At 69.3% G+C, this 25,399-nt stretch carries 25 protein-coding genes and 2 riboswitches; of the genes, 12 read left to right on the forward strand and 13 right to left on the reverse strand.

Annotation, left to right across the window (positions count from 1 at the left end; all coding sequences use genetic code 11):
* Positions 1-38 precede the first annotated feature (38 nt).
* Positions 39-815, forward strand: a complete 777-nt coding sequence (locus ACH34W_RS05645; protein WP_395959622.1) for a maleylpyruvate isomerase family mycothiol-dependent enzyme — start codon at positions 39-41, stop codon at positions 813-815.
* A 107-nt stretch (positions 816-922) separates the two neighbouring features.
* On the forward strand, positions 923-1,402 hold the full coding sequence (locus tag ACH34W_RS05650; protein WP_395959623.1) for an SIMPL domain-containing protein: 480 nt from the start codon (positions 923-925) through the stop codon (positions 1,400-1,402).
* A 136-nt stretch (positions 1,403-1,538) separates the two neighbouring features.
* On the opposite strand, the gene nadA is transcribed toward ACH34W_RS05650, so the two are convergent.
* A complete protein-coding gene (gene nadA, locus ACH34W_RS05655; protein WP_395959624.1) occupies positions 1,539-2,693 on the reverse strand; it encodes a quinolinate synthase NadA in 1,155 nt (384 codons plus the stop codon).
* A gap of 270 nt (positions 2,694-2,963) precedes the next feature.
* On the opposite strand from nadA, the gene ACH34W_RS05660 reads away from it, so the two are divergent.
* Entirely contained in the window at positions 2,964-3,329 is a 366-nt protein-coding gene (locus tag ACH34W_RS05660) for a HesB/IscA family protein (RefSeq protein ID WP_395959625.1), read from the forward strand.
* Positions 3,330-3,636: 307 nt separating this feature from the next.
* The gene (locus ACH34W_RS05665) at positions 3,637-4,623 is read left to right on the forward strand and encodes a carbohydrate kinase family protein (RefSeq protein ID WP_395959626.1); all 987 of its coding nucleotides are present in this window, start codon (positions 3,637-3,639) and stop codon (positions 4,621-4,623) included.
* Positions 4,624-4,707: 84 nt separating this feature from the next.
* On the opposite strand, the gene ACH34W_RS05670 is transcribed toward ACH34W_RS05665, so the two are convergent.
* Complete coding sequence (locus tag ACH34W_RS05670; RefSeq protein ID WP_395959627.1) at positions 4,708-5,025, reverse strand: sulfurtransferase TusA family protein; 318 nt, start codon at positions 5,023-5,025, stop codon at positions 4,708-4,710.
* 49 nt (positions 5,026-5,074) lie between these two features.
* Positions 5,075-6,214 (reverse strand): cysteine desulfurase family protein, encoded by a 1,140-nt coding sequence (locus ACH34W_RS05675; protein WP_395960051.1) that lies wholly within the window; start codon positions 6,212-6,214, stop codon positions 5,075-5,077.
* Positions 6,215-6,408: 194 nt separating this feature from the next.
* Here ACH34W_RS05675 and coxB point away from each other — a divergent pair, with 194 nt between their 5' ends.
* The 4 genes from coxB (at position 6,409) to ACH34W_RS05695 (ending at position 10,801) form a co-directional block, all read left to right on the forward strand.
* Positions 6,409-7,203 (forward strand): cytochrome c oxidase subunit II, encoded by a 795-nt coding sequence (coxB, locus tag ACH34W_RS05680; protein ID WP_395959628.1) that lies wholly within the window; start codon positions 6,409-6,411, stop codon positions 7,201-7,203.
* Between the two features lie 74 nt (positions 7,204-7,277).
* Positions 7,278-8,900, forward strand: coding sequence for a cytochrome c oxidase subunit I (ctaD, locus tag ACH34W_RS05685; RefSeq protein ID WP_395960052.1), 1,623 nt, complete (start codon positions 7,278-7,280; stop codon positions 8,898-8,900).
* Between the two features lie 3 nt (positions 8,901-8,903).
* The gene (locus ACH34W_RS05690; protein ID WP_395959629.1) at positions 8,904-9,314 is read left to right on the forward strand and encodes a cytochrome c oxidase subunit 4; all 411 of its coding nucleotides are present in this window, start codon (positions 8,904-8,906) and stop codon (positions 9,312-9,314) included.
* Between the two features lie 101 nt (positions 9,315-9,415).
* Positions 9,416-10,801, forward strand: coding sequence for an Ig-like domain-containing protein (locus tag ACH34W_RS05695; RefSeq protein ID WP_395959630.1), 1,386 nt, complete (start codon positions 9,416-9,418; stop codon positions 10,799-10,801).
* Here the strand turns inward: ACH34W_RS05695 and ACH34W_RS05700 are convergent.
* The 7 genes from ACH34W_RS05700 to ACH34W_RS05730 all read right to left on the reverse strand — a co-directional run bounded on the left by ACH34W_RS05700 (position 10,788) and on the right by ACH34W_RS05730 (position 18,737).
* Positions 10,788-12,149 (reverse strand): M48 family metallopeptidase, encoded by a 1,362-nt coding sequence (locus tag ACH34W_RS05700; protein WP_395959631.1) that lies wholly within the window; start codon positions 12,147-12,149, stop codon positions 10,788-10,790. The genes ACH34W_RS05695 and ACH34W_RS05700 overlap by 14 nt on opposite strands.
* Positions 12,146-13,573, reverse strand: coding sequence for a hypothetical protein (locus ACH34W_RS05705; RefSeq protein WP_395959632.1), 1,428 nt, complete (start codon positions 13,571-13,573; stop codon positions 12,146-12,148). The genes ACH34W_RS05700 and ACH34W_RS05705 overlap by 4 nt, the downstream gene beginning before the upstream one ends.
* Positions 13,574-13,618: 45 nt before the next feature.
* Positions 13,619-14,419: a CHAP domain-containing protein gene (locus ACH34W_RS05710; RefSeq protein ID WP_395959633.1), complete on the reverse strand. Its 801-nt coding sequence runs from the start codon at positions 14,417-14,419 to the stop codon at positions 13,619-13,621.
* A 14-nt stretch (positions 14,420-14,433) separates the two neighbouring features.
* A riboswitch (cyclic di-AMP (ydaO/yuaA leader) is annotated at positions 14,434-14,571 on the reverse strand.
* A gap of 137 nt (positions 14,572-14,708) precedes the next feature.
* Positions 14,709-15,269, reverse strand: a complete 561-nt coding sequence (locus tag ACH34W_RS05715; protein ID WP_395959634.1) for a C40 family peptidase — start codon at positions 15,267-15,269, stop codon at positions 14,709-14,711.
* A riboswitch (cyclic di-AMP (ydaO/yuaA leader) is annotated at positions 15,268-15,464 on the reverse strand. It overlaps the preceding gene by 2 nt.
* Positions 15,465-15,957: 493 nt before the next feature.
* Positions 15,958-16,965, reverse strand: a complete 1,008-nt coding sequence (locus ACH34W_RS05720; protein WP_395959635.1) for an NlpC/P60 family protein — start codon at positions 16,963-16,965, stop codon at positions 15,958-15,960.
* Between the two features lie 125 nt (positions 16,966-17,090).
* Positions 17,091-17,297, reverse strand: coding sequence for a hypothetical protein (locus ACH34W_RS05725; protein WP_395959636.1), 207 nt, complete (start codon positions 17,295-17,297; stop codon positions 17,091-17,093).
* 174 nt (positions 17,298-17,471) lie between these two features.
* Positions 17,472-18,737 (reverse strand): NYN domain-containing protein, encoded by a 1,266-nt coding sequence (locus tag ACH34W_RS05730; RefSeq protein ID WP_395959637.1) that lies wholly within the window; start codon positions 18,735-18,737, stop codon positions 17,472-17,474.
* Positions 18,738-19,137: 400 nt separating this feature from the next.
* Between ACH34W_RS05730 and ACH34W_RS05735 the strand changes: the two genes are divergently transcribed.
* From ACH34W_RS05735 to ACH34W_RS05745, 3 genes are read left to right on the forward strand one after another with little or no spacing between them, the layout of a single operon-like run.
* Positions 19,138-20,928: a DEDD exonuclease domain-containing protein gene (locus ACH34W_RS05735; RefSeq protein ID WP_395959638.1), complete on the forward strand. Its 1,791-nt coding sequence runs from the start codon at positions 19,138-19,140 to the stop codon at positions 20,926-20,928.
* Between the two features lie 39 nt (positions 20,929-20,967).
* Entirely contained in the window at positions 20,968-21,717 is a 750-nt protein-coding gene (locus tag ACH34W_RS05740; protein WP_395959639.1) for a rhomboid family intramembrane serine protease, read from the forward strand.
* Positions 21,718-21,747: 30 nt separating this feature from the next.
* Positions 21,748-22,035: an Lrp/AsnC family transcriptional regulator gene (locus ACH34W_RS05745; protein WP_395959640.1), complete on the forward strand. Its 288-nt coding sequence runs from the start codon at positions 21,748-21,750 to the stop codon at positions 22,033-22,035.
* Positions 22,036-22,215: 180 nt separating this feature from the next.
* Here the strand turns inward: ACH34W_RS05745 and ACH34W_RS05750 are convergent, their stop codons facing one another.
* Positions 22,216-22,398, reverse strand: coding sequence for a hypothetical protein (locus ACH34W_RS05750; RefSeq protein ID WP_395959641.1), 183 nt, complete (start codon positions 22,396-22,398; stop codon positions 22,216-22,218).
* On the reverse strand, positions 22,395-23,108 hold the full coding sequence (locus ACH34W_RS05755) for a histidine phosphatase family protein (RefSeq protein WP_395959642.1): 714 nt from the start codon (positions 23,106-23,108) through the stop codon (positions 22,395-22,397). Before ACH34W_RS05755 ends, ACH34W_RS05750 begins: the two co-directional genes overlap by 4 nt.
* 487 nt (positions 23,109-23,595) lie before the next feature.
* Here ACH34W_RS05755 and ACH34W_RS05760 point away from each other — a divergent pair, with 487 nt between their 5' ends.
* Entirely contained in the window at positions 23,596-24,174 is a 579-nt protein-coding gene (locus ACH34W_RS05760; protein WP_395959643.1) for a PepSY domain-containing protein, read from the forward strand.
* Between the two features lie 393 nt (positions 24,175-24,567).
* On the opposite strand, the gene ACH34W_RS05765 is transcribed toward ACH34W_RS05760, so the two are convergent.
* Positions 24,568-25,368 carry a metallophosphoesterase gene (locus ACH34W_RS05765; RefSeq protein ID WP_395959644.1) on the reverse strand — a complete coding sequence of 267 codons (801 nt, stop codon included), beginning with the start codon at positions 25,366-25,368 and terminating at the stop codon, positions 24,568-24,570.
* Positions 25,369-25,399: the final 31 nt, after the last annotated feature.

The following is a 25,399-nucleotide window of genomic DNA, read 5'->3' on the forward strand; positions in this document are numbered from 1 at the left end:
TGCCAAGCCTGCCTGAAGCCTGGAGCGAGGGAGGATCTGTGGGCACGCCCTGGACCCACGACCGGTATTGCGACGCGGTCGAGTTGGAGATCTCGCGGCTCACCGCCGCCGCCCGTCAGGCTGATCTCGGCGCGCCGGTGCCGACGTGCCCGGGCTGGGACGTGGCCGCGCTGATCCGGCACATCGGCGGCGTGCACCGGTGGGCGGCGGGCATGGTGGCGGCCAGGTCCGAGCGCCGCCTCGGCCTGCGTGACCTCGGCGTGAAGTTCCCCGAGGAGCACGCCGACCACCTGCCTTGGTTCGCCGAGGCCGGGGCGGAACTGCTGCGGGTGCTGCGCTCGGCCGATCCGGACACGCCCGTGTGGGCCTGGGGTGCCGACCAGCGCGTGCGGTTCTGGTCGCGGCGGATGGTGCAGGAGACCGCCGTGCACCGCTGCGACGCCGAGTTCGCCCTCGGCCGGGAGCCGGTGATCGAGCCCGAGGTGGCGGACGACGGCGTCGACGAGCTGGTGGGGAACCTGCCGTACGTCGCCGTCTTCGCCCCCAAGCTCAGGGAATTGGCGGGGAACGGCGAGACGCTGGCCTTCGGCGCCACCGATACCGGGGGCCGGTGGACGTTCAGTCTGACCCCCGAGGGCTTCACCGACGAGACCGGCGAGACCGGAGCCGAGGGCGAGGCCGACGTCTCGGTGGCCGCCGCCGCTTCCGACCTCTACCTGTTCCTGTGGGGCCGCCGGAAACTCGGCGACCCGCGCCTGGCGATCTCCGGCGACGAGGCCCTTCTGATCCGCTGGGTCGAGCACACCGCCATCTGACCTTGCAGTTGTTCGCACGGGTCATGACCGGACCTTGATCCGCAGCTCCCCGCCGTCGCCCGCCCACAATGATCGAATGGCGCCGTGCACCGATCGGGGGAGCAAGGATGATCAGACGACTGGTGGTGCCGGTCACGGCGGCGCTCGTACTCACCGCGGCCCTGCAGGCGGGGTCGCCGGTCGCCGGAGCGGCGGCCCTGGACCGGGAAGACCGGATGGAGGCCGCCGTCGAACGCGGGGCGCCGACGGCGCCGGACATCGTCTACGTGTTGGCAACCGTAGAGGTACGGCGGGACCGGGTGATGGACGCCTACCAGGCGGTCACCAGCGCGACCGCCCAGCTGAAGAAGACGATGGCCGATTCCGGGGTGGCCGCCAGGGACATGTGGGGCACCCAGATATCCGTCCATCCGGAGTACGGGCCGGGAGAGCCGCGCCGTGTCGTCGGCTATCGGGGCACCGGCCGCGTCAAGGTGACCGTCCGTGGCCTCGACCGCGCTCGTGCGACGCAGAGGGCGATCAGGGCGGCGAATGAGGACGTGCAGGTGGAGATCGTGACGGTCGGCAAACAGGACTGGTCGCCGTAGCCAGGACGGGCATCGTTCGCCGGATGGGGCAGCCGGGCCTTCATCCGGCGAACGCACCTGACCGTCAGGCGTGAGACGCGCCCTTGGCGACCAGGACATGAGACGCCCCTTTGGCGACCAGGACGAGAGACGCGCCCTAGGGGAGGGCGAGCATCTGGTCGAGGGCGACGCGGGCGTAGTGGGCGGTTTCGGCGTCCACTTCGATCCGGTTGACGACCTCGCCGCGCGCCAGCGCCTCCAGCGACCAGACCAGGTGCGGCAGGTCGATCCGGTTCATGGTCGAGCAGTAGCAGACCGTCTTGTCCAGGAACATGATGTTCTTGTCCGGATGGGCACCGGCCAGGCGCTTGACCAGGTTGAGTTCGGTCCCCACGGCCCAGGCCGAGCCGGCCGGCGCGGCCTCGATGGTCTTGATGATGTACTCGGTGGAGCCGATCTGGTCGGCGCTCAGGACCACCTCATGGCGGCACTCGGGGTGGACGAGGACGTTCACGCCGGGAACGCGGGCTCGCACGTCGTCCACCGACTCTTTGCTGAACCGGCCGTGGACCGAGCAGTGGCCGCGCCAGAGGAGCATCTTGGCGTCGCGCATCTGCTGGTGGGTGAGCCCGCCGTCGGGGCGGTGCGGGTTGTAGAGGACACAGTCGTCCAGGGAGAAGCCCATCTCCAGCACGCCGGTGTTGCGGCCCAAGTGCTGGTCGGGCAGGAACAGCACCTTGGAGCCCTTCGAGTACGCCCAGTCCAGCGCGCGCTTGGCGTTGGAGGAGGTGCACACGACGCCGCCGTGGCGGCCGACGAAGGCCTTGATGTCGGCCGAGGAGTTCATGTACGTGACGGGGACCACGTCATCGGCGATCCCGGCGTCCTCCAGGGACTCCCAGCACTCCTCCACCTGATCGAAGGTCGCCATGTCGGCCATCGAGCAGCCCGCCGCCAGGTCGGGCAGCACGACCTGCTGGTGCCCGGCGGTGAGGATGTCGGCCGACTCGGCCATGAAATGCACACCGCAGAACACGATGTACGGGGCGTCCGGACGGCCCGCGGCCTGCTGGGCGAGCTTGAACGAGTCGCCGGTCACGTCCGCGAACTGGATGACCTCGTCCCGCTGGTAGTGGTGCCCCAGGACGAACACCTGGTCGCCGAGGGCCGCCTTGGCCGCCCGGGCGCGCTCCACGAGACCGGGGTCGGAGGCTGCGGGAAGCTCGCCGGGACAGTCGACGCCGCGTTCGCTGGCCGGGTCGGACCCGGTACCGAGGAAGAGCAAAGGAAGATCACGCACTGGGGTGGTCACTGGAGTCTCCCTCCCCGAGATGGGGGGCTTATCGTCGCTTTGACGACTAATACTCGCACACATAGCGGACAAGTGCCCCTCCCCGGGTCGTCGCTGTGACATAGAACGCACCCACATCCGGCGTGACGGCCATCCGAGGTGAAACACTGGCGATACGAGGAATGGTCAAGGAGCGAGGTACGTTGTCCTGTGGAAGAAGGCGGCAACGCCCTCGTGGACATGCGACAGTTCGCCGCCTGAGCGGCGTAGCGAGACCCGGGAGCTGAACACATGACGGTTTCAGGCGAGACCAGCACGCAGGAGACCACGCAGCAGGGCGTCGTCCTCACCGACGCCGCCGCCGAGAAGGCCAAGGGCCTGCTCGAGCAGGAGGGCCGCGACGACCTTGCGCTGCGTGTCGCCGTGCAGCCAGGCGGCTGCTCGGGCCTGATCTACCAGCTCTTCTTCGACGAGCGCGAGATGGACGGCGACCAGATCCAGGACTTCGACGGGCTGAGCGTGCGCGTCGACCGGATGAGCGCCCCCTACCTCACCGGCGCCACGATCGACTTCGTCGACTCGATCGAAAAGCAGGGCTTCACGATCGACAACCCGAACGCCTCCGGCTCCTGCGCCTGCGGCGACTCCTTCAACTAGGACACGCCCAAGGGCGCGTCTCAAAGCCAGCTGCCCTGCTGCGCCGACTTTGAGACACGCCCTAAAGCCCGAACGGGCCGGCCGAGTGCGCCGGTTCCGCACGTGCTTCTCGAAGCGGCCTCGAAGCGGCCTGGATGATCCTTGTCCGGGCCGCTTCGTTCGTGTTCCCCTAGAGCGGTAGAGGGCACGCGCCGGGTAGGTCCGGCGCTGCGATGGCAAGTAGGCTGAGTCCCCGCAATTTCCCCACCTGGGTTGTAGAGAAGCCGGACAAATAGCCGGACGACACCAACGAGGAGAGCGACCCGCCGTGCGCATCGCCGTGACTGGCTCCATCGCGACCGACCATCTGATGACCTTCCCGGGCAGGTTCACCGACAGCCTGCGCCCCGACCAGCTCGACACGGTCTCGCTGTCCTTCCTGGTCGACCAGCTCGACATCCGGCGCGGTGGCGTCGCCCCCAACATCTGCTTCGCCATGGGGTGCCTGGGCAAGGAGTCCATCCTCGTCGGGTCGGTGGGCGACGACTTCGCCGACTACCGGTCGTGGCTGGAGCGGCACCGCGTCGACACCGGCTCGGTGCACGTGTCCGAGCTGCACCACACCGCCCGGTTCCTGTGCACCACCGACCAGGACCAGAACCAGATCGCCACGTTCTACGCCGGCGCGATGAGCGAGGCCCGCCTGATCGAGCTGCAGCCGATCGCCGACCGGGTCGGCGGGCTCGACCTGGTGCTGATCAGCCCGAACGACCCCGAGGCGATGCTGCGGCACACCGACGAGTGCCGCACCCGGAACATCCCGTTCGCCGCCGACCCCTCCCAGCAGCTCGCCCGGATGGACGGCGCCGAGATCCGCCGCCTCATCGACGGCGCCGCCTACCTGTTCACCAACGAGTACGAGAAGGCCCTCTCCGAGGAGAAGACCGGCTGGAGCGACGCCGAGATCCTCGACCGCACCGGGGTCCGCATCACCACCCTCGGAGCCAAGGGCGTGGTGATCGACCGCAAGGGCGAGGAAGGCCTGCACGTCCCCGCCGTCCGCGTGGACGCCGTGGTCGACCCGACCGGCGGCGGCGACGCCTTCCGCGCCGGCTTCCTGACCGCGACCGCCTGGGGACTGTCGCTGGAGCGCGCGGCACAGGTCGGCAACCTCATCGCCGCGCACGTCCTCGAGGTCGCCGGGCCGCAGGAGTACCACCTGTCCAAGGCCCGCTTCCTGGAGCGCTTCACCGAGGCCTACGGCGACACGGCCGCGGCCGAGATTGCTCCCCACCTCGAAACCCCCAACCCCTGACACCGCGAAGGGCCGCCGGATTTTCATCCGGCGGCCCTTTGACGTTTCGTTTCTCTTAGTGCGGTTTCGTGTCCTTTAGTACGACTAGTACGTCCGACGGATGTGGAAGCCCCAGCCGCCGTGGGGGAGGGTCTCCTCCTGGACGAAGTCCTGGGACTTCATCCGGCACCACGCGGGGATGTCGGTGCGGGCGGCCACGTCGTCGGCGAGCACCGCGATGACGTCGCCGACCGGCACCTCGCGGAGGCGCTCGGCCAGCATGATGATCGGGATCGGGCACTTGCGGCCCAGCGCGTCGATAACCAGGGTCGGCGGTGGCTCGGTCGGGCCCGGCACGGGTGGCTGGGCGGCGCCGTCGGCACCGTCCCGCGAGCCGGTCTTGGCGCGGCTTCGGAACCTCATGGGCGCACCCGCCTCCCTGTCGTCGGGGTGTGGGAGATGGTCGTGGAGATCATGGTGTGGTCACTCCGGCTGTTCTGCGGAGCCGGGTGACCGCCTCGGGGAGAACGGCGATGAAGCGGTCGACGTCGGTCGCTTTTGCCCCACGCGGCAGCGATACCCGGACGTTGCCATGGGTAATCACTCCCATTGCCTCGAGGACGTGACTGGGACGCAGCGTATCCGCCGTACAGGAACTTCCCGAGGAAACCGCGAATCCCAGCCTGTCCAATTCGGTGAGAATTGCCTCCCCCTCCACGTACAGGCACGAGAACGTCACCAGATGCGGCAGCCGTTCGACCGGGTGGCCGACCACCTGGACATCGGTGATCATGCGTGGCACCCCGGCGCGGATCTGGTCGACCAGCGCCGACAGCCGCGGCCCGTCGGCCGCCATCTCGGCCCGGTAGGCCTCCAGCGCGGCGGCCGCCGCCACCGCGCCCGGCACGTTCTCGAATCCGGGGATCCGGCGTCCCTCGCGCTCGTCGCTGGGCAGCGGCGACCGCCAGCGGGTGTTCTTGCGGATGACCAGCACGCCGACGCCCGCCGGGCCACCCCACTTGTGGGCGCTGGCCGCGAGCAGCGACCAGCCGGACGGCACGTCCATCCGCCCGGCCGACTGGGCGGCGTCCACGAACAGGGGCACCCGCGCGGCGCGGCAGAGCTCGGCGATCTCCGCGACCGGCTGCACCGTGCCCACCTCATGGTTGGCCGACTGGAGACAGGCCAGCGCGGTGTCCGGGCGCAGCGCGGCGGCGAACGCGGCCGCGTCCACCCGGCCCTCCCGGTCCACCGGGACCGTGGTCACCTTGCCGCCGTCGCGTTCGTGCATCCCGGCGGCGTGCAGCACGCTGGAGTGCTCCACAGCGCTGACGATCAGATGGCGGCCGACCCGCCGCCGCGCATGCAGCGCGCCGAGCATCCCCAGGTGCACGGCCTGGGTGCCGGACGTGGTGAACGACACTTCGTCGGGCCGTACTCCCAGCACCTTGGCGACACGTCCACGCGCCTGGTCGAGGAGCAGCCGGGTGCCGCGCGCGACGCCGTACAGGCGCGCCGGATCGGCCCATCCCGTCTCCAGGGCCGTGAGGAGAGCGGCGCGGCCCGCGGGATGCAAGGGCTCGGTCGATGCGGCGTCGAAGTACGCGGTCATCGAGGAAACCCCCTGCGAGTCAGCCACACAAGAAACCTTAACCGGGCACCCAACAGAGGGTGTGGGCGACCCGCGCGCTAATGTGTCCCCCAACCATGTAACAACTGATCTCTCTGCCCGGGAGTTCCCTGGGCTCTCATCCGTGGGGAAGGCATTCCGTGAGTCCGACCCGCTCTAGGGAGCGGCGTACGCCTGTGCGCGGTCGCCGTGCATTGAGGAGCGCCGCCGCGCTGGGCCTGCTGGCGATGACCGCCACCGCCTGCAGCGGTGAGGTGTCCCGCCTGGGCATGCCCGAGCCGATCAGTGACCAGGCCGAGCGCATGCTCACGCTCTGGCAGGGCTCCTGGATCGCGGCGTTCGCCGTGGGCGCCGTCGTCTGGGGACTGATCATCTGGGCGGTGCTGTTCCACCGCAAGCGCTCCGACGACCTGCCTCCGCAGGTGCGCTACAACATGCCGATCGAGATCCTCTATACGGCGGTCCCGTTCGTCATCATCGCGGTGCTCTTCTACTTCACCGCGCGCGACGAGAACTACGTCGAGAAGACCACCGACAACCCGGCGGTCACCATCGACGTCACCGGCTTCCAGTGGAGCTGGCAGTTCGACTACAAGGAGAAGGACGCCGCCGGCAAGGAGCAGACGGTCGCCTCCGTGGTCGGCACTCCGGTCGCGCCCAACCCCCCTGCGGGGGCCAAACCGGTGATGACGATCCCGGCTGACCAGACGGTCCGCGTGCGGTTGCACGCCAACGACGTCATCCACTCGTTCTGGGTGCCGGCGCTCCTCTACAAGAAGGACGTCATGCCGGGCTACACCAACGAGTTCGAGTTCACCGCGCGTAAGACCGGTACCTATGAGGGCCGCTGCGCCGAGCTCTGCGGTGTCGACCACAGCCGGATGCTCTTCCAGCTCAAGGTCGTGACGCCCGCGGAGTACGCCAAGTTCATCGCCGATTCCAAGGCCAAGGCAGCGGGGGGTGCCCAGTGACGACGGTCGGTCACGCACCGAGCGCGCCGATCGCCGTGTCGCGGACGAGCAAGGGGCGCCTGATCGCCTCCTGGATGTCGTCCACCGACCACAAGGTGATCGGCTATCTCTACCTGATCACGTCGTTCGTGATGTTCATGATCGGCGGCGTGATGGCGCTGCTCATGCGGGCCGAGCTGTACAAGCCGGGTCTGCAGGTCGTGAGCAACGAGCAGTTCAACCAGCTGTTCACCATGCACGGCACGATCATGCTTCTGATGTTCGCGACGCCGCTGTTCGCCGGCTTCGCCAACGTCATCATGCCGCTGCAGATCGGCGCGCCGGACGTGGCGTTCCCCCGCATGAACATGCTGGCCTACTGGCTGTTCCTGTTCGGCAGTCTGATCGTGCTGGCGGGCTTCCTCACCCCGGGCGGCGCCGCCAGCTTCGGCTGGTTCGCCTACGCGCCGCTGTCGGACGCGGTGCGCTCGCCGGGCGTCGGCGGCGACATGTGGGTGATGGGCCTGGCGATGTCGGGCTTCGGCACCATCATGGGCGCCGTCAACTTCATCACCACGATCCTGTGCATGCGCGCGCCGGGCATGACGATGTTCCGGATGCCGATCTTCACCTGGAACATCCTGCTGACCTCGATCCTGGTCCTGCTGGCGTTCCCGGTCCTGGCCGCCGCGCTGCTCGCCCTGGAGGCCGACCGCAAGCTCGGCGCCCACGTCTTCGACGCCGCGCACGGCGGCGCGTTGTTGTGGCAACACCTCTTCTGGTTCTTCGGGCATCCGGAGGTCTACATCATCGCGTTGCCCTTCTTCGGCATCGTGACCGAGATCCTCCCGGTGTTCAGCCGCAAGCCGATCTTCGGTTACGTCAGCCTGGTGTTCGCGACGATCACCATCGCGGGCCTGTCCATCACCGTGTGGGCGCACCACATGTTCGTGACCGGCCAGGTGCTGCTGCCGTTCTTCTCGTTCATGACCTTCCTGATCGCGGTGCCCACGGGGGTGAAGTTCTTCAACTGGGTCGGGACGATCTGGCGAGGGCAACTGACCTTCGAGTCGCCGATGTTGTGGTCGCTCGGCTTCCTGGTGACCTTCCTCTTCGGCGGCCTGACTGGTGTCATCCTGGCTTCGCCGCCGATGGACTTCCAGCTGTCGGACTCCTACTTCGTGGTGGCGCACTTCCACTACGTGGTGTTCGGCACCGTGGTGTTCGCGATGTTCGCCGGCTTCTACTTCTGGTGGCCCAAGTTCACCGGCAAGATGCTGAACGACACGCTCGGCAAGGTGCACTTCTGGCTGCTCTTCATCGGCTTCCACGGCACGTTCCTCATCCAGCACTGGCTGGGTGCGGCGGGCATGCCGCGCCGGTACTCCGACTACGCCAAGGAGTTCACCGGGATGAACCAGGTCTCGACGATCTTCTCGTTCATCCTCGGCGTCTCGTTGCTGCCCTTCCTCTACAACGTCTACATCACGGCGAAGAAGGGCAAGAAGGTCGACGTGGACGACCCGTGGGGCTACGGCGCGTCGCTCGAATGGGCGACCACCTGCCCGCCCCCCCGGCACAACTTCAACTCGATCCCGAAGATCCGTTCCGAGCGGCCGGCGTTCGACCTGCATCACCCGCACGTGGGTGCCGAGGGCGAGCTCACCGCGGCGGCCGGCACGGGCACCGGGTCCGGCGGCGTCCTGAAGGGGGAGTAGCCGATGCGCGTTCAGGCGTTCATGTTCTACGGATGTGCGGTGTTCTTCCTCGCCACCGATGTCGTCTACTGGCTCTGGTCCAAGGACTGGACCGGCACCACGGCGATGGCCCTGGCCGTCGGCCTGGCCGGCCTGATCGGGTTCTACATCCACTTCACGGTCCGGCGGCTGGAGAGCGCCAACGGCGGTCCCCTGTACGAGGACGACCCCGAGGGTGACATCGCCGACGCCGCAGGCGAGCTGGGTTTCTTCAGCCCGCACAGCTGGTGGCCGCTGTTCCTGGCGCTGTCCGCCGCGATGGTCGCGCTCGGCGTGGTCTTCGGCTGGTGGCTGGTGATCCTGGGCGCCGCGGCGACGATCATGACCTCGGTCGGTCTGGTCTTCGAGTACTACCGGGGTCACTTCTCTCACTGATTGGCAAAGGATCCCCAGAGGGGCCGGTGTCCGCGTGCAGGCGGACACCGGCCCCTTCATAATGGTCCGCGTTCCGCACGCCACCGTGCGGACACGTAGCCATGCATAGAGTGACGACCGGGGGTTCAACGGTGCAGGTCGGCGTCTCAGTATCGGCGCGGCGCGGACGCCGTGCCACCGCCGCAGTGATCGGAATGACGATGGCGGCCGGGGTCGCCGGGTGCTCGGACGGCGGCCTGACCGACGGCAGGGACGCCGTCAAGCTCTCGCTCACGCCGGGAGACGGCACGGGCTCGCTGCGCCCGGACAGCTCCATCGCGGTGCAGGCGCAGAACGGGACCATCGAGAACGTCACCGTCACCACCAAGGGAGAACAGGTCGAGGGCGGCCTCAACACCGACAGGACCAGATGGCAGTCGCGCTGGACGCTCGACCCCGCCACCAAGTACAGCGTCACCGCCACCGCGCTCGGCCGTGACGGCAAGACCCAGACCGTGACGAGCCGGTTCACCACCGCCAAGGTGAAGAGATCGGTGGAGACCACGGTCGAGGCGCCCTCGGCCAAGGAGACGGTCGGGGTCGGGATGCCGGTCATCCTGAACTTCGACAAGGAGGTCGGCGACCGGGCCGCCGTGGAACGGGCGCTGGAGATCCGCTCGTCCAAGCCCGTCGAGGGGGCCTGGCACTGGTTCAACGACCAGCGGGTGGTGTTCCGGACCAGGAAGTACTGGCCACGGCACACCAAGGTCAGCTTCCGCGCTCACCTCAGCGGGGTTCGCTTCGCCGGCGGCGTGTACGGCACCGACAACCAGAACATCGACTTCAGCATCGGTGACGAGCACATCATCAAGGCGAGCGAGAACTCGCACCAGATGTGGGTCAAGGTGAACGACAAGCTCAAGCGCACCATCCCGGTCAGCATGGGGAGGGGCGGCATCACGAAGTACATCACGACCAACGGCGACCACCTGACCATGGACAAGGGGAGCCCGGTCATCATGGACTCCTCCACGGTCGGCTGCGGGCCGGGCTGCCCCGGCTACTACCGCCAGACGGTCTACTCGGCCGTGCGCATCTCCGACAGTGGCGAGTACGTGCACAGCGCGCCCTGGTCGGTCGGCTCCCAGGGCAACAGCAACGTCAGCCATGGCTGCGTCAACATCAGCCCGAGCAACGCCTCCTGGTTCTACGACCTGGTCTACCGGGGCGATCCGCTGGAGATCACAGGCTCCGCGCGGGAGCTGGAGCCCGAGAACGGCTGGGGTTTCTGGCAGCTCGGCTGGGAGGACTGGGTGAAGGGCAGCGCCCTCAAGCAGTCCCTCCTCGTCGGCCCCCAGGGCGCGACCCCGGCTCCGCCGGCTGCGTCTGCTCCGCCTGCCCAGGCGGTCCCACCGGCGCCCGCACCCAAGCCGACGGACACCACGCCCGCACCGAAGCCGACGGACACCACGCCCGCCCCGAAGCCGACGGACGCTAGCGGCGGGTGAGCGGGGGAGGCTCGGGCGCGTGGTTCTGGCGGGCCCAGTCGCGTGCCATGGCGATGCGTTCAGGCGTCGCGGGATGGCTGAACCACAGCACGTGTTCGAGGGCGTCCGGTTCGAGCTCGGAGATGTTGCGGACGGACAGCTCGTGCTGCATCGTCACGAACGTCTCGGGGTCGCGGGTCACGTCGAGGGCGTGCGCGTCGGCCCGGGCCTCGATGTGGCGGCTGATGAGGTTCTGAACGGGGCCGCCCACCTGGGTCGCCACGGTGATGGCAGCCAGGAGCAACGCCACGGAACGGGGATCGGCCAGGCTCTGCCCCGCCTGGGCGCGGCGCCGCAGGGCGGGGGAGGTCAGCAGGAGCTGGAGGAGGCACACGGCCCCCGCGACGCCCAGGGCGCCGATCAGGGTCCCGTGGAGGACGTCATTGCGCTTGGCGTGGCCCAGCTCGTGCGCCACGATCGACTCGATGCGCTTGGGCGGGGACTTCAGGAGCGTGTCGTACACGACGATGCGCCGGGTAGAGCCGAAGCCGGACACATAGGCGTTGAGCGCGGTGGTACGACGGGACGCGTCCGCGACGAGCACGTCCTCCACCGGCACGCCGTCCCGTTCGGCCATGGCCAGCAGGTCGGTCCGGAGCTGCCCCGCGGGCAGCGAGTGGAACTTGTTGAAGACCGGCTCGACCACGATCGGGTAGATGAACGACACCGCGATCACGAGGGCGAACGCGCCCGCCGCCGCTCCCGTCCACCAGTAGCGCGGGAAGCGCCGCAGCAGCCAGTAGAGCAGCAGGAGCGCGATCGACCAGATCGCCCACGTGACGCCGAGCGACTTCGCCTGGTCCACCAGCCACTCCGGCCAGCTCTGGGTGGACAGGCCGTACCGGCGCAGGACCGATTCGCTCCAGATGGCGAACGGCAGCCCGGCCAGCCGGAGAACGGTGGTGAGGACGAGGGCGGCCCCGATCACCCGGAGCGGCCACCGGCGGACACGCGCGGTCGCCCAGCCGATGAGCCGGGAGCCCAGTGGCGTGAAGCCGAGGACCACGACCAGGGCCAGGCCGATGACCAGCCGGGCGTACGCGGGCGGGGTCAGCGCGGAGTCGAAGGCGCGCGAACGGGCGATCTCGGCCGGGGTGAAGTCCAGGGCGGGATCGGCGGCGACCGGGCCGCCCGGCACGTGTTCGGGGATCGGATGCCACGGCGTGGTCACCACCAGGATCACCCCGACGGCCGCGAAGAGCACAGCGGCGGCGATCGCGGCGGCGATCCTCGGCCGCCGCATGCCGCCTGCGGTGTCTGTGCCGTCCGGGTCGGCCTGGCCGTCCGCCCGTTCTTCCAACTCGGTCAACGCAGCTCCTCGCGCAGGTATTCACGCCACATGGCGGTGAAGCGAGCGGGGGTGACGCCCAGCACCTCGTGCAGGGCGGCCGTTTCGGACCGGCGCCCGGCGGAGCGGTAGAACCGGACGAGCTCCCGTTCACCGTACCGGTCCGCGATCATCCGGCAGGCCAGCCATGCCTCCTGGTACGCCTGGGAGAGGCGCGGCGAGGTGCCCTCGAACGCCGCGCGGCCGGGGAGAGCGGCGGGCACGCGGCCCGCAGAGACCTCCCGGCTCAGCTCGCGGGCCGCCGACCGTACGCTCACCTTGGCCTTGCGGTAGCCGACATAGTCGGCGAAGCCCTCGATGAGCCAGAGCGGAGTACGGCCGTCCCTGGCGCCACCGGTGGCCACGTGGGTCAGCTCGTGGGTGAGGACGACGTTCCGGCCGAGGTCGTTCAGGCGGCCGAACGTGCCCGGCGAGACGATGACGCGGTCTTCGCCACGCCCGCCGGACGCCGAGGGAGCAACCGTGGCCAGCGCCGCGATCTCCTTGAGATTCTGGGCGTCGCCGACCAGGGCCGCCGCCATGGCGGGATCGGCCGGTACGAGCACCACCGCGCGCCTGGGCCAATCGGAGCCGACCACGCCGGTCACGACGGACACGGCCGCGTCGAGGCGCCGGGCTATCCCGTCAAGGCCGGGAGCGTCGCCGATGACCAGCCCGCTGCGGCCACGCCGGACGGTCATCGGGCCGCCGTCCCAGATCTCGACATCGTCGCGCAGCCCACGGCCCGCGGCATCGCCGATGATCACCCAGGTGCCGGATCGGGCGGCGAACGTGAGGTAGCGAGTGCGTGCCACCGCGCCGCGATCGAAACTGCGCAGCTTGTATTGGAGGCTGACGCGGACGGCCGGTGCGCCGGAGAGGCCCGCAGGCTCGATCGCCTCGTACCGTTCACGCCAGGACTCCAGCGGCAGCCTGGCGAGGTTGTCGAAGACCTTGGCCTGCGCCTCCTGGTAGGCCGCCGGAGCCGAGGCGACGGTGGCGAGGAACCGCGCACGGTCGTGCTCGCGGACGGCGGCGGCGCGGTTGGCGAGGACCGTCTCGACGGCGCGGGCGTCGGGAACGCCCGCGACCGGGGCCGTCGCGGTGGCCTGCCGAGGGGTCGCGTCCTCGCCGGTCGTGGCCAGCCCGACCCCGGCCACCAGCGCGCAGGCGGCCGCACCGAGGCCGATCAGCGCGACGGCCCGGCGGCGTGGCAAGCCGCCGAGCCCGCCGCTCTCCTCGTCCGGCGGCCCGGATTGCTCGTCCGGCAGGCCGGAGCGCTCGTCCGCCGGGCCGGGCTCCTCGTCCGGTGGCGGGCTAGGCCGCTCGCCGGGCGGGCCGGAGCGCCGCTCGCCGGGCGGGCCGGAGCGCTGCTCGTCGGGCGGCCCGGAGCGCTGGTCCTCCATGCGGCCGATCCTATTGAGCCGCCGCCGCGGCCCGCGCCAGACGGGTCATTTCGCGTAGTCGGGGTAGCCGTAGCCCACGATCTGGCTGGCCGGACGGTTCTGGGTCTTGACCGCGTTCGAGGTGTTGCCCTCCACTGTCTGGATCGTTCCATCGCCGTTGTCCTTGATCACCATGCCGACATGCTCGATGTCGTCGATGTTCTTGGAGCCGCCCCAGCTGAAGAAGACGATGGCGCCCGGCTGGGGTTTGCTGCCCCATCGGTTCCGGCTCTGGAACCACTTGGCGTGCTCGACCGTCCAGGCGTCGCTGCCCATACCGTGGCCGAAGGCGAGCTGCTCGCCGATCCAGGAGACGAACATGTCGCACCACGCGGCGTCGTTGTAGCCCTCCAGGTCACCGCCGTCGCGCGCCAGTGTCTCCTTGGCGCGGGTGGTGCTCATGTACCAGTCCTGGAACTTGGTCTCGCCGCTGCTGTTCTCAGCGATGCCGACCTGGGACGTCGCCAGCTTGATGGCCTCGACGGCGGTGGGCGTCTTCGGCGCGGCTTTGACGGGGGCCTTCGCGGCGGCGGTGGTCTTGGGGGTGGTGCGCGCCTTGCTCGCGTCGCCGGAGAGCTTCTTCGGCACATTGTGCGAGCCGGGGGCCTTGGCCTTGGCCTTGACCGCCAGTTCGGCTGCCGCGCCGGCGACCGGCGGCTTGGCCGTTACGGTTCCGGCGGGGGCCGCGCCTATGGCGGCTTGGGCGGTGACTGCGACCGCGCCGATGACGGCCGCGCCGGCGACGAGGCCGCCGGTGGTCCGCAGGCTGATGACCAGCGGGCTGGGTTTGCGGTGCTTGCCTGCCACGAGTGGGGCTCTCCTTGGGCTTCCATGCCGCCTACCGGGTTAGCTGACGGGTTCGGGCGTGGAAGCTGCCCTACGGCCTGCAGGCAGGCCGATTCACCCCGGGGGAAAGTGGTTCCCCGGCTCCGTGTGTATGGACTCGGCGGTGGCCGTCGAGGACGGCCTGAGATTCGGTGTGAGGGAAGGGAGGGGAAGGGGGAGGGAGGGAAGGGGGAGGGACGGACGCGGCCGCCCGGGGGGAAAGGACGGCCGCGCCCGCTAGGGGGTGGTTCTGGTTCAGTCGGGTTCTGGATCAGTAGGGACGGACGGCGCCAGAGAAGGTCTTCTTGCGGTAGCTGTTGAGCCTGACGACCTTCACATGACTGCCGGAGTTAGGGGCGTGGATCATCCACACCTTGCTCCCCTTGCGTTTGCTCACGATGCCCACGTGGCCCTTGCCGTGGAAGAAGACGAGGTCACCCGGAGCAAGCTTCTTCCAGGACACCTTGTTCTTCACGGCGCGGTACTGGGCGGTCGTGACGCGCGGCAGTTTGACGCCCGCCTTCCGGTAGGACCACTGGACCAGACCGGAACAGTCAAAGGCGTTCGGGCCTGCCGCACCGTAGCGGTACGGCTTGCCCTTCTTCTTGTGGGCGGCCTTGAGGGCCTTCTGCGCCGTCTTCTGGCGGGCAGCCCACGACTTCTGCTTGGCCTGCTTGACGACCTTGGCCACGGGAACGGCCTTGGTGGCCGCCTCAGCAGAAGGGGCAGGGCCTGCCGCCACGAGGGGAGTGACGACCGCAGTGGCGATCGCGAGGCCACCGGCGACGCGGACGCGACGGGTCGTGCTGAAAGCGTTGCTGGACAGGGGCATCTCCTTCTTCCAGACGCCTACCGGGTTAGCTGACGGGTTCGGGCGTGGAAGTTGCCCTACGGTGCGCCCCGTTCGAGAAGATCGAAGGGTGGGCGCGCCGATTCACCCCGGTCGGAGGCATGCCCTGCGAAGGGCCGTGCCGCCGGCATATGGGTCCCCGGCTCCGCGCGATGGCGGACTCGGCGCTGCCGCGGCGATCCTTGGGCGTGATGAGGCCCGTACAGCGGGACCCTGTGTCCCGTGTGCGAAAGCGCGGCGCTGATTTGTTTGGATGAGCGGCCTCAGATGGGCGTTCGCTCGATGGCCGGTGCCCGATGGTCGAACCGCCGTGACGCGCTCGCTGGCGCCATGCACGCCATGCTCGTTCGAGCTTGCTGAGCGTGCGCACTGTGCGGTTGGGCCGGCCGGTCTCCGTGGAGACCTGGTGCGGCGCGTGGAGGGCGTCGCACCGGCGGCGGCACCTGGAGGGTGCCGCGCGAGGAGGCGGCACCTGGAGGGCGCCCGCCTCCCGTGACGCCCGAGGGCGTCAGGGGCGATGCGACGCCTGGTGGGCGCCGCGAGTCGCCACAAAGTATCAAAAGGTCACGCGAAAGCAAATCCCCCGCAAAAGAGAACGGACCAGGTCAGACCTGGTCCGTTCGCGATGTGCCGTGTCTCACGGGGCCCTTTGGGAGCCCGTTAGGGTCCGTCAGGGCCGCCCGGCGCCGTAGTAGTTCGACGCATAGTAGCCGGACGTGATGGGCACGACCTCGACGCTCTTACCGGTGCGCGGAGAGTGGATCATCTTGCCGCCGCCGACGTACATTCCCATGTGGCCGAGGCCGCTGAAGAACACCAGATCGCCGGGCTGCAGGTCGCTCTTCGCGACCCGCTTGGTGGCCGCGTACTGAGTGTTGGTGGTACGGGTGATGTTGACCCCGGCGGCCTCCCAGGCCCTCATGGTCAGGCCGGAGCAGTCATAGCGCGGGCCGGTGCCGCCGTACAGGTAGGGCGTGCCGAGCTTGCTGTACGCGAAGTTCAACGCCACGCGGGCCGAGCCGCTCGCCGGGCCCTTGTAGCTGCCGCCGCCGCCGCCACCGCCACCGCTGCCGGGCCTGTCGGGCTTGATGCCGAGCTTCCTCAGCAGCTTCTGCTGCTCCTTGATCGACTTTTCGACCGTGGCCTTCTGCTTCTTCAGGTCCTTGGCCTTGGCGGCGACCTCGTCGTAGGCGTTCTGGGCCTGGGCCTTCTCGCGGCGCACCCGCTGCGCGGCCGCCAGGAACTGGCCCAGCTCGGAGTTGCGGTTGCGCGACAGGTGGGTGAAGACCGCCGACTGGTCGAGGACGGCCTGGGGGTCACCGGCGCCGATGAAGCCCGCGACGTCGCCGGTCTCACCGTTCTTGTACGCGGTGGCCGCCATCTGCGCGACCTTCTCGCGGAGCGTCGCGAAGGCGAGCTCTTCGTCCCGGCTGGCCTTCTGCGTCGCCTGCATCTTCTTCTTGGCGCGCTTGAGGTCCTCGCCGACCTGGTTGTACTTCTCGACCAGCTGCTCGACCTGCTCGTTGAGCTTGTTCACCTTCTTCTGAACCTGGCTGGCGGTCGGCTTGGGTTCGGCGTGCGCCGTCGACGTGGGCAGAGCCACGGGCAGCGCCATGGAGGTCGTCACGGCGAGGCATGCGGTCGCCATCAGCCGGCGGGAGCTGCGATCACTGGCCACGGTCGGAATTGCCCCTCTCGTCCACTATTCGCGGGAGACATTAGCGAGGGGTCACACCAGTCACAACCGAATCGTCAGTATTCGTCAAGCTCGTTCGGCATTTACAGCGTCCCGTGACTGCTCGGTCACGACGCGCGCTCGCGACCCGGTGCCAGCCGCAGCGGCGGCACCATGTCAAGATCGGCAAGCACCTGCAGGGCGCGCCGTTCGTCCACGTCGAGGTCCACCATGTCCCCGGCACCGGGCTGGGCCGGCGCTGCCAGCAAAGTGGTGATCACGCAGTCGCCGCAGCCCGTGCCGCGCACCTGGCAGCCGTCGCACTCGATCAGCATGTCGTCCTCCGTACCTCGGTTGTCGTACCTCGGTTGTGACGGAAGGTACGCGGAGGGTGTGACAGAACCGTGACCGCGAGCTTCAACCCCGCACGCAAGCGCGCTGACGGGTCGTGAAGCGATGTCGCCCTTGCCGCTTTCGCGGTTTGACTTCCGAGCCGCAAGGCGAGGAAGTCAAGGCCGTGAAAGGCGACGAAGGAGCAAAGTAGACACAGCCGGGCGGGCTCCTGCCCGGCGGGCGGCGTCGGCCACCTCGCGGTCGGAGGAGACCACGACCACCGCGCGGCCGGAGGGCTCGGCCCGGACCAGCTCGGCGATGAGCTCGTCGGCGGTCTGTCCCGGACGGCTGAACAGGACCCGGACGCCGCGCGGCGCCGCGATCGCCACCGGTGCGTCCAGCTCGGCCCCGTCGAAGACGCACGTGACCTCGGCGCGGGTCTGCGCGGCCAGCCCGCCCAGACCGGACAGCAGGCGGCTGCGCTGGTCGGCGAGTGGCAGCTCGCCGTAGCCCGTCTTGGTGACGTTGTAGCCGTCCACGACCAGGTGGACCTGGGGCAGCGTCAGCAGCCGGTCGAGCAGCTGCGGATCGTCGTCGGAGAGTGCCCGGCCAGGCAGGTTGCGGTGGACGAGCTTGTCCGGCTGGACCCCGGTGACGGCGTCGGCCGGACGTTCGATCATGGTGGGCAGGGCCAGCTCCCGCCGGACGCCCTGCGCGGCGTCCACGAGCGTGTCCAGCAACATCCGCAGCCGGACGTCCTCCACGTTGCGGCCCTCGCGGGCGGCGCGGCGGGCGTGCTCGGCGGCGGTCTCAGCCTGTTCGAGGCGGGCGCGCAGCTTGCGCACCTCCTTCTCGGCCGCGGCGGTGGTCTCGCGGGCGGTGCTCAGCTCGCGGGCGGTCTCGGCGGCCAGCTCAGTGGCGCGTGCCTCGGCGGCCTTGGCCTTCTGGCGAGCGTCGTGCACCTTGCGGCGCAGCTCGGCCACTTCGGCCTTGCTTTCGCGCAGCTCGCCGCGGAGCTTTTCCACTTCGGCCGAACGTGACGCGCGGGCGGCCGCGAGCTCCTCCCGGAGGGCGGCGATCTTACGTTCCGCCGCCTCGCCCTCGGACGCGCTCGCGGAGCGTTCCAGCTCGGCGCGGGCGGCCTCGGCCAGCTCCGTCCAGCCGGTCGGCCGCAGCAGATAGCCGACCGTCGCGACCCGCACCGGATCGGCCGCTGGCGGCACCTGGCCGTCTTCGACGGCGGCCACCAGCTCGGGCTCTGCCTCCCGCAGGTGCTCGGCCACCCGGAGCCGGAAGTCGGCGTCCTTCTCCAGCAGTGCGGCGATGTGCTGCCCGGCGAGCTTGGCGCGCTTGCGGCGCTCAAACTGGGCGAACCGCCGCAACGGCAGCGGGACGTCGGTGGCGGGCAGGGTGCCGATCAGCTCGGCGGCGGCCTCCACCACGCCTTGGCGGACCGCCTCGGGAAGAGGACGGGCCAGGCGTTCGGCTTCCGCTCCGGGGCCGCTGTCGATGATCCCGCTCCTCCCAGTGCCCGTTTCGACGCCGTTCGCCTAGTATTTCCGGGTGTAAGGCACCTTAACCAGCACAAATGCCATCCCGCAGCCCCCGCCCATCCGCCCTTTCAACGGACAAGCTGGCGCTTGACGCCATCCCACAGCCCCCACCCATCCGCCCTGTCAACGGACAAGCTGACGCTTGACGCCTCGCTGCAGCCCCCGCCCTTGCATCGGACAAGCTGCGCTTGACGCCTTGCTGCAGCCCCCAGCTGACGGGTCGCCCCCGGCCCGTGTTCCAACCCTAGCGGTCGGTGAACTGTCGGTGGCGCCCTCTACGGTCGCGGTCATGACCCACCCGGCCCGCCCCGCCAGCCGCGCCCCAGGCCCCGGTGGCCCCGGCGCCCAGGGCGTTCAGGGCACCCTGGACGATCTCGGTACCCCCCTCGCCGACGTCACCTTCGTGGTCGTCGACCTGGAGACGACCGGCGGCTCCCCGGCCGAGTCGGCGATCACCGAGATCGGGGCCGTCAAGGTGCGCGGGGGAGTGGAGCTCGGCGACTTCGGCACGCTGGTCGACCCCGGTGGCGAGATCCCGCCGTTCATCACCGCGCTCACCGGCATCACCCAGCAGATGGTCTACGCGGCGCCCAGGATGGAGCAGGTGCTGCCGGCGTTCCTGGAGTTCGCCCGCGGGTGCGTGCTCGTCGCGCACAACGCCTCGTTCGACACCGGGTTCCTCAAGGCGGCCTGCGCCGCGCAGGGCTACGCGTGGCCGGCGTTCACCGTCATCGACACCGTCGATCTGGCGCGCCGGGTGCTCACCAAGGACGAGGTGCCCAACTGCAAGCTGGGCACGCTGGCCCGCTTCTTCCGTTCTGCCACCGAGCCGATCCACCGCGCACTGGCCGACGCCCGCGCCACCGTCGACGTGCTGCACGGCCTGATCGAACGGCTCGGCTCGTTCAACGTCACCTCGCTGGAGGAGCTCAAGTCCTTCGCCAAGGCGCCCACGCCCGAGCAGCGCCGGAAGCGTTACCTCGCCGACGGCGTGCCCAGCGCCCCGGGTGTCTACCTGTTCGAGGACGAGCGGGGCGAGGTGCTTTACGTGGGCAAGAGCGGCGATCTGCGGGCGCGGGTGCGCAGCTACTTCACCGGCTCTGAGACCCGGCACCGGGTGCGTGAGATGGTCGGCCTCGCCGAAAGGGTCCGCACCATCGTGTGCGCCACCGGCCTGGAGGCCGAGGTTCGCGAGCTGCGCCTGATCGCCGAGCACAAACCGCGCTACAACCGGCGGTCGAAGTTCCCCGAGCGGGCAATGTGGCTCAAGCTCACCGTCGAGCCGTTCCCCAGGTTGTCGATCGTCCGGGAATGCAAGGACGACGGCGCCGTCTATCTGGGCCCGCTGTCATCCCGGCGGCAGGCAGAGGAGGCCCAGGCCGCACTGCACGAGGCCGTACCGCTGCGGCAGTGCACCCAGCGGCTGACGCTCCGCCTCATCGAACGCGGCGCCGCCCGCACCTGCCTGCTCGGGGAGATCGGCCGGTGCGGTGCGCCGTGCGAGGGCCGCGAGCCCGCCACGGCCTACGCGGTGCACGCCGACTCGGCCCGTTCGATCATGCAGGGCGACGTGCGGCCGGTGGTGGCGGCCGCGCAGGTGCGCATCGACCGGCTCACGGTGGAGCTGCGGTACGAGGAGGCCGCCGCCCAGCGCGACCGGCTCGCCGCGTTCATCCGGGCGGCAGCGCGCGGCCAGCGGCTGACCGCGCTGGCTCGCATTGCCCAGCTTGTGGCGGCCCGCCCGTCCTTCGACGGAGGCTGGGAACTGGCGGTGGTCCGCTACGGCCGCCTCGTCGCCGCCGGGACGATCCCGCCCCGCGCCCATCCGCGGCCCTACCTCGACGCGCTCGTCGCGACCGCCGAGACGGTCTTCCCCGGGCCGGGCCCGTCGGGGAGCGCCACCGCCGAGGAGATGGAGTGCGTGCTGCGCTGGCTCGACACACCCGGCGCGCGGCTGGCGGAGGTGGACGGTGAGTGGAGCTGTCCCGCCTACGGCGCCGAGGGCCTGCGCCAGTGGATCGACAACGCCTACACCGGCACAGAGTCGGCGGATCGAGGCGGCGGACGCCCACTAAGGTGAACGGAACAGCGGAAACCCGGGCAACCAGCGAGGATTGGCGTGGCTCTACCTCTCTACGACAGCCAGCCCGCACGGCGCGTGCCCTGGGTGACGTATCTGCTGGTGGCGGCCAACGTGGTGGTCTTCCTGATGACCCCCATGGCCAACTTCGCCACCTGGTACGGCGACAACCAGGTCCGCGAGTGCAACGCCGTCGAGTTCACGCTGGAGCACGGTGCCATCCCCAAGGAGCTCACGACCGGCGAGCAGCAGCCCCTTCCGCCCCAGATCGTGCGCGAATGCGGGGAGGCGACCTTCGACAAGATCCCCTGGATCTCCGCGTTCACCTCGATGTTCCTGCACTCCAACTGGCTGCACCTGCTGGGCAACCTGGTGGCGCTGTTCGTCATCGGCATGGGCGTCGAAGACAGACTCGGGCGCCTTCGCTATCTGCTCAGCTACCTGTTCTTCGGGTTGGTCGCCGTCTACGGGTTCGCCTACACCTCACCCGACTCGGGCGTGCCCCTCATCGGCGCCTCCGGCGCGATCGCCGGGGTGCTGGGCGCCTACCTGATCCTCAACCCGCGTGGCCGCGTCGTGAGCTTCGTGCCGCCGATCATCGTGATCCGGCTGCCGGTCTGGGTGGTCCTCGGCTACTGGTTCGTCCTGCAGTGGCTCTCCCTCGGCGACAAGGAGAGCAACGTCGCGTACGTGGCGCACATCTACGGCTTCGTAGCCGGAGTGGCGTTCGCGGTCCTGGCCCGCCGGGCCGGTCCTGCCCGCCGCATCGCGGCCCTGTCCAGGGGATAGGCTCGGGACGAGCCACTCGAGGAGGAGTCAGTGCATACCGCGATCGTGCTGGTCAAGACCGATGTCGCCCGCATCCGCGAGGTCGCCGAGACGATCGCCGCGCTGGACGGCGTCAGCGAGGTCTACTCCATCACCGGCAAGTACGACCTGATCGCGATGATCCGCGTCCACCGGCACGAGGAGTTCAACGACGTGATCCCCGGCCGCCTCAACAAGGTCCCGGGCATCCTCGAAACCGAGACCCACATCGCCTTCGAGACCTACTCCAAGCACGACCTCGAAGCCGCCTTCTCCCTAGGCCTCCCCGACGCCGACTGAAAGCGCCAGGCCCCGCCCGTAGCCACCAGTTAAGGGCATCGCACTCGCTCCGCTCGGACAGCCCCATCGGGGCTCCCGCCCCGAACCCCAAGCTGGGGGCAAGCCCCCAGACCCCCACCCCTTCAGTGGTTCACCCCTCCGTCAGGTGATCGGCAGCGGGGCCAGTGGGCGCTGGCTCCCTCAAGGCACAGGTGGTGTGTGGATGTGAGTGCCGTTGTGGTCGATCGTGATGGTGTGGGCGTCCAGCGGAGGTCGCCCGTCGGTGTCCCATTGCTTGGTGGTGACTTCGACGTGCTTGGTGGTGGCTTCGACGGTCCACAGGTCGGGTGGCATCCCTGGGGGCAGCGGCCACTGAGACCTCACCAGGTGGGGACCGCCTTTCCGTGACGCAAATGGCCGATCGCGCTGAACTCGGCGAGGGTGAGCCGTTGCCGGCGGCGCTCCCAAGTGCTGACGGAGGCGTTGGCGACCGGGCCGAAGGCGGCGATGCCGGTCATGTCGGTGTCGTCGTCGGCCTCGAGGACGTGGCGCAGGACGGTCACGACGGCATTGTGGGCAACGATCAGCACACGGGACGCGTCCGCGTCGCCGTTCAGGTCGGACGCAAGGGCCCGCAGCCGAGCCGCCACATCACCGAACGACTCGCCGCCGGGTGGACGGTAGGCGTGCTCCCCGACCTCCTTGCACCGCCGCGCCTCCTCGGGGAACCGCTCGCCGATGGCCTGGGGGTTCATCAGTTCCAGCTCGCCCATGACCCGGTCGATGAGCCGCTGGTCCATCCGGGTCTCGGGCACTGGCTCGCCCATCCGCCCGATCTGTTCGCCAGCGATCCGCCAGGTCTCCATGGTCCGCTGGTACGGCGAGCACCAGACCACCTGCGGACGCCGCTGCGCCGGCAGGCCGCCCAGCCAGCGGCCCACGGCGGCGGCCTGGGCGCGGCCGAGCTCGGTCAGCGGCACGTCGGCGTTCCCTCCGGGAAACGCGACCGCGGCGTTGGTGCGACTGGCCTCGGTGTAGGCGGCGTTGACGGCGCTCTCGCCGTGCCGTACCGCCATGATCAAAGAAGGACCCACCAGCGCAGCCTTTCCTGCCGATTGCATACCCCTCAACCACGAGGGCCGGGCCGATACCTGCTGGCACCGGCACGATGTCACGGAACGCCACCCTATGCTACGTACTGTAAATAGATTTTAACGGTGAGTAATCGATGTGGGCCACGCGGCCGGAGCGCAATGCCGAGCAGGCCCGATAGCCGTTCATGCCGGGCAGCATGATGTCGAGCAGGGCACCGCGAAGCCCTCGGCGACCAAGCTCTGCGTCAATGACCTGGCCAGCCGCTTCTCGTCTTCGACGATCAGTAGGCGCATATCGCCCATTCGTTGCAATCGGTGATAGTCTCGTCACGCAGTGTAATGACGTGTGGTCGGTGCGCCAGCCACGCGGACCCCGGCCGGGCGGTACAAGATCGGCAAGGCACGCCAGTGTCACGTGAAAGCCCTTGGCTGCGCCTCGTGCCCACCCGCCTTTCGGGGAACGCTGGCCCAATCGAGAGGGAAAAGCATGAAGTTCGCCGCCAAGAACGCGCTGTCGAGATGTGGGCCATACCTGGTGATCGCGGTCGCGGTGGGAGTGCTGGCCGGGGCCACCGCCACCGAATTCGCCGCTGGGGACGACGGCCGCGTCCAACCGGCCACCGCACGTCTCAACATCGAACGGGCCGCCGACGCCGCGCTGGCGGCGGTGCCCGGCCACATCGCGGATCTGGGACTGCACCACAACGGCCGGACCCTGATCTGGGAGGCCGACGTCCTGGCCGTCGGCGGCACCTGGCGGGAACTGCACATCGACGCCGGCAACGGCCGCGTGCTTTCCAACGAGATCGACGCCTCGGACAAGGGCGACCGCCGCGCCGGCGGATCGAGGCCCAGGGATTACGCCAAGGCGCTGCGATCGGCGAAGATCACCGCGCGCCAGGCCGTACGGGCCGCCGTGCAGGCCGTTCCGGGCACCGCGGTCTCCGTGGACTTCGAATACCGCCAGACGAGGTACGTCTGGGAGGTCGACATCACCACCGGCAACGGCCGAAAGCGCGAGCTACGGGTGGACGCCACCACCGGCAAGGCCACCGCCCACAGGTGATCTCCCCACACGGCGGGGGCGGCGTCGCCGCCGGGATCGTCTACCTCCACGCCGGGATCGTCTACCTCCACGCCGGGATCGTCTACCTCCACGCCGGGATCGTCCACCTCCGTGCCGACGATTCACTCGTCGCCGTAGTCCTCCCCGCCGACATCTCAGGGGTGCATCCTCGCTGTCCCCTCTTTGGACTCACCGGTGGGAACGCTGGGGACTTGTCAGGGTCGTTACGGAGCCTTCGCCCCGCATCGGCTGCTGATGGGGGCGGAAGGGCATCTCAGCTGGGGTGGTTCACCTTCGGCGGTCTTGACTTGGGGCGTCATGGTTCCACGCCCCTTCCGCATCTGGTCGCCTCTGCTCGCTGGCCGGAAGGCCGTAGCGAGCAGGGAGCCCAGGTCAGCCGACTTCGATCACCAGTCCTGGGTTGAAGGGCCGAGCGTCGGCGAGATAGGCGTCCTTTTGTGCGCTGGTTCGCTTTGGCCGGCCCAGTTGGTTGCTCAGGATGCGGGTTCGGCCAAGGACGTGGTCGACGCAATGGTGGGTGTGCCCGTGGATCCACAGGTCCGGCGCGTGCGTTCGGATCAGATCACGCAGATCGCTGAGGAAGTACGCCAGGATCGCGTCAGGTGGGTAGGCGGGATGGCGCGAGGTCGGACTGGGAGCGTGGTGCGTTACGACTACCGTCGTGCCAGTGAACGGTTCGCTGAGGCGACGGCCGAGCCAGTCCAGGTCGCGTGCATGCCACGCCGCCACATCGCTGGAAGTAAGGGGGCGGCCACCCAGCATGATCTGGTCGACATCGTGCATCTTCCGTGCGACCTCTTGCATCGCCTGAGTCTGTGTGGTGCCATGCGCCTCGGCTGCGCGGAAATCCGTCCACAGGGTGCACCCCAGGAAGCGGACGCTGTGCTCGCCTTCCCCGACTTCCAGGCAGGAGCGATCGAGTACGGTCACGGTCTTGGACTGTGACTCGGCGAAGCGCGTCGTGAGTTGTTCCGCGTCCCATCCGTAGTACTCGTGGTTGCCGGGCACGTAGATGACCGGCGATGAGAAGTTGCGTTCGGCCCATTGCACGCCGTCGAGGCCTGGGGCGATGTCTCCGGCCAGGACCACGGCGTCAACGGCGGTGTCCAGTGCGGGAGGTGACCACTGGTTGTCCTCCAGGTGCAGGTCGCTGAAGACGGCGATCCGCATCATCTGGCCCGCGATGGTGCCGGAGACGGCCGGG

The sequence above is a fragment of the Actinomadura sp. 6N118 genome (assembly GCF_044326415.1).
Taxonomy (GTDB): domain Bacteria; phylum Actinomycetota; class Actinomycetes; order Streptosporangiales; family Streptosporangiaceae; genus Spirillospora.

Excerpts from the sequence above, each read along its gene's own strand:
- ACH34W_RS05690 (WP_395959629.1), top strand. The coding sequence starts at position 8,904 with ATGCGCGTTCAGGCGTTCATGTTCTACGGATGTGCGGTGTTCTTCCTC.
- ctaD (WP_395960052.1), top strand. The coding sequence starts at position 7,278 with ATGTCGTCCACCGACCACAAGGTGATCGGCTATCTCTACCTGATCACG.
- ACH34W_RS05650 (WP_395959623.1), top strand. The coding sequence starts at position 923 with ATGATCAGACGACTGGTGGTGCCGGTCACGGCGGCGCTCGTACTCACC.
- ACH34W_RS05765 (WP_395959644.1), bottom strand. The coding sequence starts at position 25,368 with ATGATGCGGATCGCCGTCTTCAGCGACCTGCACCTGGAGGACAACCAG.
- ACH34W_RS05735 (WP_395959638.1), top strand. The coding sequence starts at position 19,138 with ATGACCCACCCGGCCCGCCCCGCCAGCCGCGCCCCAGGCCCCGGTGGC.
- ACH34W_RS05705 (WP_395959632.1), bottom strand. The coding sequence starts at position 13,573 with ATGGAGGACCAGCGCTCCGGGCCGCCCGACGAGCAGCGCTCCGGCCCG.
- ACH34W_RS05695 (WP_395959630.1), top strand. The coding sequence starts at position 9,416 with ATGCATAGAGTGACGACCGGGGGTTCAACGGTGCAGGTCGGCGTCTCA.
- ACH34W_RS05715 (WP_395959634.1), bottom strand. The coding sequence starts at position 15,269 with ATGCCCCTGTCCAGCAACGCTTTCAGCACGACCCGTCGCGTCCGCGTC.
- ACH34W_RS05725 (WP_395959636.1), bottom strand. The coding sequence starts at position 17,297 with ATGCTGATCGAGTGCGACGGCTGCCAGGTGCGCGGCACGGGCTGCGGC.
- ACH34W_RS05760 (WP_395959643.1), top strand. The coding sequence starts at position 23,596 with ATGAAGTTCGCCGCCAAGAACGCGCTGTCGAGATGTGGGCCATACCTG.
- ACH34W_RS05675 (WP_395960051.1), bottom strand. The coding sequence starts at position 6,214 with ATGACCGCGTACTTCGACGCCGCATCGACCGAGCCCTTGCATCCCGCG.
- ACH34W_RS05660 (WP_395959625.1), top strand. The coding sequence starts at position 2,964 with ATGACGGTTTCAGGCGAGACCAGCACGCAGGAGACCACGCAGCAGGGC.
- ACH34W_RS05670 (WP_395959627.1), bottom strand. The coding sequence starts at position 5,025 with ATGAGGTTCCGAAGCCGCGCCAAGACCGGCTCGCGGGACGGTGCCGAC.